The organism is Citrobacter sp. Awk 4 (assembly GCF_028069725.1).
GTDB lineage: Bacteria > Pseudomonadota > Gammaproteobacteria > Enterobacterales > Enterobacteriaceae > Citrobacter_D.
In genome coordinates this window covers 26699-35785 of the sequence record NZ_JANEWG010000043.1, presented here as the reverse complement: position 1 = coordinate 35785, position 9087 = coordinate 26699, and the positions used below count along the sequence as shown (strand labels likewise).

Below are 9087 nucleotides of genomic sequence, written 5' to 3'. Positions count from 1 at the left end.
TCAATACACTTATTAATATTAGGGTGAAAATGCATTAATCATGCGGGAGGATGTCATATTTATTCAAATATACTCGCCCGAAAAGGGATTATTTCGGACGAGTATCACAATACTTATTATTTCATCAGAAATTTCTCAAGAAACTGGCGGGTTCGCGGTTGCTGCGGATGGCTAAATAACGATTTAGCGGGTCCCTGTTCCACAATTCGTCCCTGGTCCATAAATATCGCCCGGTCAGCCACGTCGCGGGCGAAACTCATTTCGTGCGTCACAATCACCATGGTTCGCTTTTCCTGCGCCAGTTGGCGGATAGTATTGAGCACCTCCCCCACCAGCTCAGGATCGAGCGCAGAGGTCGGCTCATCAAACAGAATGACCTCCGGGCGCATAGCCAGCGCACGCGCAATTGCCACGCGTTGCTGCTGCCCGCCGGATAAACGCCGCGGATAGCTGGTCTCTTTCCCGGCCAGCCCTACTTTTGCCAACAGCTCGTGCGCACGCGCCGTTGCTTCCGCTTTTGATTCACCTTTGACAATCACCGGGCCTTCAATGATGTTCTCCACCACCGTACGATGCGGAAACAAATTGAAGTTCTGGAAGACAAAACCCACATGTTGGCGTAGCTGGCGAATCAGTCCCTTTTGCTGATTTAAGGAGCGGGCGGTATCAATAGTGATATCCCCCACTTTGATCGTGCCGGCTTCCGGCACTTCCAGAAGATTAATACTGCGCAGTAAGGTGGTTTTGCCCGAACCGCTCGGCCCAATAATGGCGACGACCTCACCCGGTTTGACCTCAAGATCGATGCCGTGCAGCACCGTCTGCCCGTGAAATTTTTTCACCAGGTTTTTGACTTCGATGGCACTCATTTCGGATCCTTCTCCTGGCGGTTAAGCTGGTCTTCAAAGTAGTTCTGCAATGCCGATAGCACCGTCGCCATCACCCAGTAGATCAACGAGGCAGCCAGATACATAGTGAAGACTTCCAGCGTACGCGACGTGATCAACTGCGCCTGACGGAACAGCTCCGGCACCTGAATCGTCGCCGCCAGCGAGGTATCTTTCACCAGGCTGATAAAACTGTTGCTCAGCGGCGGCAGCGCCACACGGGCAGCCTGCGGTAAAATGGCGCGGCGCAGCGTTTGCCACGGCGTCATGCCGATACTCGCCGCCGCTTCCCACTGACCTTTGTCAATGGAGGAGATCGCCGCACGCAGCGTTTCAGAGGTGTACGCTGCCGTATTGAGCGACAAACCGATCATCGCCGCCGGGATAGGGTCCAGTTCAATACCAAACTGCGGCAGACCGTAGTAGATCATAAACAGTTGGGCGATCAGCGGCGTCCCCCGGAAAATGGAGATATAAAAGCGCGCCAGCCACCGGACAGGCAACAGCGGCGACATACGCATCAGCGCCAGAATAAATCCCAGCAACAGTCCAAAAAACATCCCGCCAATACTCAGTTGCAGCGTGAACACCGCCCCTTTGAGCAGATACGGCAGAGAATCAATCACCAGTTGGATACTTTCTTGCATTCGCGTTTTTCTACCTGGTTGTTATACGTGAGGATGGTAGGCAAACAGCGCAGGCGCCCCACCGGTATGAATAAACAGAATCGGCCCTTCGTCTTTGAAGCGTTTCTGGCTGATGCCATCAATCAGGCCCGCCATCGCTTTCCCTGTATAAACAGGATCCAGCAAAATGCCCTCCAGACGCGCCAGCAGTTTCACCGCTTCCATCCCTTCATCATTCGGCATACCGTAGCCTGGAGCAAAATAGTCATCCCACAACAGGATCGGCGCCGACGCGGTCAGTTCTAATTCTTTGGCAATCGCCTGTTGCAGGGCGACCACTTTGGGCTGCTGGTCGGCAACTTTACGCGAAACGGTCACCCCTATCAGGTCAACCTCTGGCATCAGTTGTTCCAGCCCCACCGCCAGCCCCGCATGTGTCCCGGCGCTGCCCGACGCCACCACCACAGAAGAGAGTTGCACCGCACCTTCACACTGCTGGGCAATTTCCAGCGCACTTTCCACATAGCCCAATGCGCCCAGAGCACTGGAGCCGCCAACCGGAATCACATAAGGGCGGAATCCTTGCGCCTCAACGCGGGTTGCCAGTTCCTGGAGCTGCGCGTCCGGGTCGTTCAGAGCGGCGCACATTTCGATTTGAACATTAAACAGATCGAGCAGCAGGCGGTTGCCGTTCGTCAGATAATTCTCCGCCGTGGTGCCAATCGGATTTTCCAGCAGTGCAATGCAGTGCAGTCCCAGTTTTGCCGCCACCGCCGCCGTCTGGCGGACATGGTTAGACTGAATCGCCCCCGCCGTGATCAGCGTATCCGCCCCTTCCCGCAGCGCATCCGCCGCCAGAAACTCCAGCTTACGCAGCTTATTGCCGCCCATCGCCATCGGCGTGACGTCATCCCGTTTGATGAAAATATCGCGTCCCAGATAGTCAGAAAAACGCGGCAGGTATTCGAGCGGCGTTGGCGCGCCGATAAATTCCAGACGAGGAAAGCGCGTTAAATTATGCAGTGGCATGTAGCCTCCGGTGTTTATTGTGTTGTGATGTTCTTTTTATTATGCACGTTCATTTGGATGAAATAAAAAAGGCGCCTGTTAAAGCGCCTTTTTTTTGCATTGTTGACGATTATTTCGTCACATCTGCGCCAAACCATTTTTCAGACAGTGCTTTCAGCGAGCCATCTTTCTGCATATCGGCAATCGCTGCATCCACCGCTTTCAGCAAATCGTCGTTGCCTTTGCGCAGCGCAATGCCGGATTCCTGACGGGAGAACGCTTCACCGGTCACCGCCAGCGTGTCTTTGGTTTTCTTCACCAGATCCAGCGCTGCCAGGCGATCCACCAGGATAGCGTCGATACGACCTACGCGCAGATCCTGGTATTTGGTCGGGTCATCATCGTAAGTGCGAATATCAACACCTTCAACGTTCTGGCGCAACCACTCTTCGTAGTTAGTCCCCAGACCCACGCCCACTTTCTTACCTTTCAGATCTGCAGCAGTTTTGATGCTGCCTTCATTGCCTTTTTTCACCAGCGCCTGAATACCTGAAACGGTATACGGGGTAGAGAAGTCGTATTTCTTCTTACGTTCGTCGGAGATGGTTACCTGATTGATAACGACATCAATACGTTTGGAATCCAGTGATGCCAGCATACCGTCCCATTTGGTCGGTTTCAGCTCGGCTTTAACCCCCAGATGTTTCGCCAACTCCTGCGCAAACTCCACTTCAAAACCGGTCAACTTACCGTCATCGCCCTGAAAACTGAACGGGGGATATGTCCCTTCCAGTCCAACCAGCAGCGTACCGCGCTCTTTCACTTTATTTAACAGACCTTCATCTGCAAAAGTCTTCACGCTCATTCCGGCGACGAGTGCAACAGCCATCACACCCATCAGAGCCTGACGTCCCAGAAGTGCTAATTTCATAGTTACCCCGAATGTTGTTATTTATCACGGTAGTGTAGAGGGTTTGCCATAAATCACAAAAACGACTCCGCTACATCTTATGCTTTTTTAATATATATCAGAAGTCGCGGAACAGCAGGAATTCTGCATCTGTCCAGGGACGGCATGCGCTTTGTATTGTTCATACTTGCGCAGTGCGATCCGATAGTTATTGGTGCTGGTTTCGGGTAACCAGGGGGCCAGGCTTTCATCAAGAAAACCGTCCTGCACCAGCTCGTGCGTGATGTTTTGTTCCGTGAGGTGATTGCCGAGTCGGCGCAGGCGGACGACGTATTCGCGCACCGTGCCATGACTCATTTCGGTCTGCTCAAATAAAAATTGTTTAAAGCCGATGATGTCGAAAAAATCACTTTGCTCTTTGCAGTGCAAATCACCGCAAAAACGGCACAGAGCGACCCACTCTTTTTGCTCCTGCTGCCAGGCCGCGTCATCCAACAGAGAATCCAGTCTGGAAATGGCAATTTTGTTCACAATCTGCCCGCAACGGACCAGTGTGATCCTGTCGAGCAGTTTGTGGCAATGCGCGCAATGCGTCTGGCTGTGTTTAAAATCTTTGAGGTAGCGGCTGAGTGGCCGTCTTTTAGATTGCTGCACCGTCATGAGAACTCCTGGTAGTCAATTCGTTGTGCGGCATTTTTCAGCGGCGCGAAAACCGCCGCTTATAACTTACCCAGCTTGGTGCGTAGACGTTTGATTGCCTGACTGTGCAACTGGCTCACCCGTGACTCGCCAACCTCCAGGACGGCGCCAATCTCTTTGAGATTAAGCTCTTCCTGGTAATAGAGCGTTAACACCAGTTGTTCACGTTCCGGAAGTGCCTCAATGGCATCCATCACGCTCTGGCGTAAATTGCTTTCAAGAAGTTGTTGTAACGGGTTTTCCTGCTGATGCTCTTCAGTCACCAGCTCGACGCTATCGCCATGCTCTTCCCGCCACTCGTCATAGGAGAAGAGCTGGCTGTTATTGGTATCGAGCAACATCTGACGATACTCTTGCACAGGAATCGCCAGACGCTCCGCCACTTCCGTTTCCGTCGCGTTACGCCCTAATTCCTGTTCCAGTTGCCCCATCGCCTGCGCCACTTCGCGAGCGTTGCGTCGGACGCTACGCGGCACCCAATCCCGGCTGCGTAGTTCATCCAGCATCGCTCCACGAATACGCTGCACTGCGTAAGTGGTAAATGCCGTTCCTTGCAGAGCATCATATCGGTCAACTGCATTTAATAACCCGATGCCGCCCGCCTGTAGCAGGTCGTCCAGTTCCACGCTCGCGGGCAAACGCACCTGAAGGCGCAATGCTTCGTGACGCACCAGCGGTACATAACGCTGCCACAGCGAGTGTTTATCCATTACACCTTCAGCGGTATACAGTGAATTCACGATAAACAGCCCTGCGTTAAATGAGTTATCGGCATGATTATCCGTTTCTGCAGGGGTTTTAATCGGATGAATAGTGGGTGAAATGAGGGGTTATTTGGGGGTTACGGGTAAATGCCGGGCGTAAAAAACCCCGCCGAAGCGGGGTTTGCGCGAAAACGGTGAATTAACGCAGCAGAGACAGAACGTTCTGCGGAACCTGGTTGGCCTGTGCCAGAACAGAGGTACCCGCCTGTTGCAGGATCTGCGCTTTGGACATGTTGGACACTTCGGTCGCGTAGTCAGCATCTTCGATACGGCTACGAGCGGAAGTCAGGTTGTTAACGGTGTTGCCCAGGTTGGTGATGGTAGAATCGAAACGGTTCTGTACCGCACCGAGGTCAGAACGCAGTGCGTCAACCTGTGCCAGCGCATTGTCAATGACGGCCAGCGGATCTTCAGTGCTGGTGCTGGCTTTTGCTACGTCTTCGTTAACCAGTTTAGCGCTACCGTTGGTGCCGGTAGTGATGTACATGGTTTTCTTGTTAGCACCTGCGCCATTGGTTACGTTGCCATCAACATCAACGTCATAGGTCGCGCCGCTTACTTTCAGAGTGCTACCGGTTTTAGTAGCATTCGCATTCTGCAGATCGGTTACAGTTGCAGCTTTGTTTGCGGTGTTTGCGCTAGTCGTTAATGTACCAGACTGTGAGGTAAACAAATCAACGTCGGTTGTAACTACAGCATCTTTACCTGCAGCATCAGTAGAAGAACCGACGGTGAAGGTAACGGTTTTGCCGTCAACTTTTGCAGTAAATGTACCATTACCATTTTCTGGGTTAGTGCCATCAACAGTTTTGGTAAATTCCATACCATCAAAGCTGAATTTGTCACCAACTTTAACGCCAGCACCTAATGCAGCAAGACCTTCAGCTTTTTTGTCCCCAGCAGTAGAACCCGCTGCTTTATAGGTAGTGGAAGGATCATTAGCCACGGTAGCACTTGTAACCAGGCTACCATCTTTTGCACTCACATAGACGCTGTCAGTACCGGACTTAACCGCCTGAGATTTGATGTCAACGCTAACATCACTACCTGCTGTACCACCAACAGTGGCTTTGTAGTTATCAGTACCGGTCGCGCCAAATTTGGAGATCAGGTCGCTGGCAGTCGCTTTCTGCGCGCCGTTCACACGGAAGTCAGCCACACCCAGGCTCTGGGTATCGATTTTTTTCAGATCGATATCGATGGTTTCGCCGTCGTTTGCGCCAACCTGGATTTTCAGGGTGTTGTCCTGAGCCAGTACTTTCACGCCGTTGAACTGAGTCTGACCGGATACGCGGTCGATTTCGCTCAGACGCTGAGTGATTTCGTTCTGGATGGAGGTCAGGTCGCTGTCGGAGTTAGTACCGTTAGTTGCCTGAACAGTCAGTTCACGTACACGCTGCAGGTTGTTGTTGATTTCGTTCAGCGCACCTTCGGTGGTCTGCGCAATGGAGATACCGTCGTTAGCGTTACGGGAAGCCTGAGTCAGACCTTTGATGTTAGAGGTGAAACGGTTAGCGATCGCCTGGCCAGCCGCATCGTCTTTCGCGCTGTTGATACGCAGACCGGAAGACAGACGCTCAATCGCGGAGCTCAGGGTAGACTGAGATTTGTTCAGGTTATTCTGGGTCAACAGCGACAGGCTGTTTGTATTAATGACTTGTGCCATGATCTTTTCCTTATCAATTACAACTTGATGTTTATTGGGCTGTTCTGTTGCCCACGGTTTCTTACCGTAACCCTTGTATCGGCACCTTAAATTCGAACTTTAGAAAATTTTTAATTTCTGCACTCTTTTTTCTTACCCCACGAAATACCCTCTTTATTCACCATTATTCCGCGCATTATTTTCATAAAACTATTATTAAACTTTGCCAACAGATTGCCGATAACGCGGTTAACTACTGTTTGCAATCACAAGGAATAAGGCATGGCTTCGATTTCATCACTGGGCGTCGGCTCAAATTTACCGCTGGACACATTGTTGACGAACCTGACCACTGCAGAAAAAGGACGTTTAACCCCGATCACGCAACAGCAGAGCGCCAACACTGCGCGCCTGACGGCTTACGGCACGCTGAAAAGCGCGCTGGAGAAATTCCAGACAGCCAATACCACGCTGAATAATGCCGATCTGTTTAAGAGCACGACCGTGACCAGTAGCACCGAAGACCTGACCGCCACCACCACCGCAGGGGCAGCACCGGGCATCTATACCATCAGCGTTAATAAACTGGCGCAGGCGCAATCGTTAAGCACCAATATTGATATCAGCTCAACAAAAGATGCACTGGGCGATACCTCCGCAGAAAGCCGCACCCTTAAAATTGAACAAAAAGGCCGTAAAGAGCCGCTGGAAATTAAACTCACCAAAGACCAGACCTCGCTGGAAGGTATTCGTGATGCGATTAACGACGCCGACAGCGGTATTTCCGCGAGCATCGTTAAAGTGAAAGAAGGCGACTATCAGCTGGTGCTGACGTCCGACACCGGTACCGAAAATGAGATGACCGTTTCGGTAGAAGGCGACAGCAAGCTGAATGATTTGCTGGCCTACGACAGCACAACGGGTACCGGCAATATGAAACAGCTGGTCAGCGCGCAGAATGCGCAATTGACCGTTAACGGCATTGATATTGAACGCCCGAGCAACACCATTACCGACGCGCCGCAGGGCGTCACGCTCAATCTGACCAAAGAGGTGACTGACGCACGCCTTACCGTCACCAAAAGTAATGATAAAGCGACAGAAGCGATTAAAGGTTGGGTGGATGCGTACAACTCGCTGATGGATACCTTTACCTCCCTGACGAAATACACCGAAGTGGACCCGGGCGCAGAAGCGCAGGATCAGAGCAACGGCGCACTGATTGGCGACAGCGTGGTACGCACGATCCAGACCGGTATTCGCGCGCAGTTTACCAACAGCGGCAACGAAGGCCCGTTCAAAACCTTGAGTGAAATCGGCATTACCACTGACGGGACGACTGGCAAGCTGAAGGTTGACGACGAAAAACTGGAAAAAGCGCTGAAAGAGAACACCACGGCAACGCGCCAGTTGCTGGTCGGTGACGGTAAAGAAACCGGTATTACCACCAAAATTGCCACCGAAGTGGAAGCTTACCTCGCCGATGACGGCATTATCGACAGCGCCGAGGACAGTATTAATGCGACATTGAAAAAGCTGACCAAACAGTATCTTGCAGTAAGCGCCAGTATCGACGACACCGTCGCCCGTTATAAGGCGCAGTTTACGCAGCTGGATACCATGATGAGCAAACTCAATGGCACAAGTAGCTACCTGAGCCAGCAGTTTTCTGCCATGAGCAGCTCCTGATAACACGAGGTAACCATGTATACCGCTAGCGGTACAAAAGCCTATGCTCAAATCGGCGTGGAAAGCGCCGTAATGAGCGCCAGTCCGCATCAGTTGATCGAAATGTTGTTCGACGGCGCCAACAGCGCCCTGGTGCGTGCGCGCTTGTTTATGCAACAGGGTGACACTGTCGCCAAAGGCGAAGCGTTAAGCAAAGCCATCAACATTATCGACAATGGACTGAAAGCCGGACTGGATGAGGAGAACGGCGGCGACGTCGCGACCAATCTGTCGTCACTGTACGACTATATGATCCGGCGTTTGCTGCAAGCAAACTTACGTAATGACAGTCAGGCCATTGAAGAAGTGGAAGGGTTACTCGGCAATATTGCAGAAGCCTGGAAGCAGATCTCACCGAAAGCATCTTCCCAGGAGTCTCGTTAATGACCTTAGCCGTGGAGTTTATCAACCGTTGGCAGCGTATTGCGCTGCTCAGTCAATCGCTGCTGGAACTTGCGCAGCGGGGTGAATGGGATCTGTTACTGGAACAGGAAGTTTCCTATCTACAAAGCATTGAAACGGTTGTGGAAACACAAACTCCACCGGGGATTACGCGAAGCGTTCAGGAGTTGGTTGCGGGCTATATCAAACAGACGCTGGATAACGAACAGCGTCTGAAAGTCCTGTTACAACAGCGCCTGGATGAGCTCAGCAGCCTGATTGGCCAGTCGACTCGCCAACAGTCGCTTAACCATGCTTATGGACGTCTCTCGGGCATGCTACTGGTGCCCGACGCCCCTGCCTCGCCACAATAAAATCCCGCTTCGCATCAATTATCTTCCATACTCCAGAAGTCGGCTAAACGACTTCTGGAGCACGG

10 protein-coding genes are annotated in these 9087 nt (G+C 52.0%); 3 read left to right on the top strand and 7 right to left on the bottom strand.

The genetic code is table 11. The annotated features are described in order from the left end of the window. Nucleotides 1–116: 116 nt before the first annotated feature. The 7 genes from tcyN to NNO04_RS16825 all read right to left on the bottom strand — a co-directional run bounded on the left by tcyN (nt 117) and on the right by NNO04_RS16825 (nt 6560). On the bottom strand, nt 117–869 hold the full coding sequence (gene tcyN, locus NNO04_RS16855) for an L-cystine ABC transporter ATP-binding protein TcyN (protein ID WP_192612570.1): 753 nt from the start codon (nt 867–869) through the stop codon (nt 117–119). Further along, nucleotides 866–1534: a cystine ABC transporter permease gene (gene tcyL / locus NNO04_RS16850; protein ID WP_192612571.1), complete on the bottom strand. Its 669-nt coding sequence runs from the start codon at nt 1532–1534 to the stop codon at nt 866–868. The genes tcyN and tcyL overlap by 4 nt, the downstream gene beginning before the upstream one ends. 21 nt (nt 1535–1555) lie before the next feature. Then, on the bottom strand, nt 1556–2542 hold the full coding sequence (gene dcyD, locus NNO04_RS16845; RefSeq protein WP_271445669.1) for a D-cysteine desulfhydrase: 987 nt from the start codon (nt 2540–2542) through the stop codon (nt 1556–1558). 109 nt (nt 2543–2651) lie between these two features. Continuing rightward, nucleotides 2652–3452 (bottom strand): cystine ABC transporter substrate-binding protein, encoded by an 801-nt coding sequence (tcyJ, locus tag NNO04_RS16840; RefSeq protein ID WP_162383275.1) that lies wholly within the window; start codon nt 3450–3452, stop codon nt 2652–2654. Nucleotides 3453–3539: 87 nt separating this feature from the next. Continuing rightward, on the bottom strand, nt 3540–4091 hold the full coding sequence (gene fliZ / locus NNO04_RS16835) for a flagella biosynthesis regulatory protein FliZ (protein WP_271445668.1): 552 nt from the start codon (nt 4089–4091) through the stop codon (nt 3540–3542). Between the two features lie 59 nt (nt 4092–4150). Further along, a complete protein-coding gene (locus tag NNO04_RS16830; protein WP_271445667.1) occupies nt 4151–4870 on the bottom strand; it encodes an RNA polymerase sigma factor FliA in 720 nt (239 codons plus the stop codon). 163 nt (nt 4871–5033) lie between these two features. Beyond that, a complete protein-coding gene (locus NNO04_RS16825) occupies nt 5034–6560 on the bottom strand; it encodes a flagellin N-terminal helical domain-containing protein (protein WP_271445666.1) in 1527 nt (508 codons plus the stop codon). Between the two features lie 261 nt (nt 6561–6821). On the opposite strand from NNO04_RS16825, the gene fliD reads away from it, so the two are divergent. From fliD to fliT, 3 genes are read left to right on the top strand one after another with little or no spacing between them, the layout of a single operon-like run. Continuing rightward, on the top strand, nt 6822–8228 hold the full coding sequence (fliD, locus tag NNO04_RS16820) for a flagellar filament capping protein FliD (protein ID WP_271445665.1): 1407 nt from the start codon (nt 6822–6824) through the stop codon (nt 8226–8228). Nucleotides 8229–8243: 15 nt separating this feature from the next. Further along, nucleotides 8244–8651 (top strand): flagellar export chaperone FliS, encoded by a 408-nt coding sequence (gene fliS / locus NNO04_RS16815; RefSeq protein ID WP_271445664.1) that lies wholly within the window; start codon nt 8244–8246, stop codon nt 8649–8651. Next, entirely contained in the window at nt 8651–9022 is a 372-nt protein-coding gene (gene fliT / locus NNO04_RS16810; RefSeq protein ID WP_271445663.1) for a flagella biosynthesis regulatory protein FliT, read from the top strand. Before fliS ends, fliT begins: the two co-directional genes overlap by 1 nt. The last annotated feature ends 65 nt before the right edge of the window (nt 9023–9087 follow it).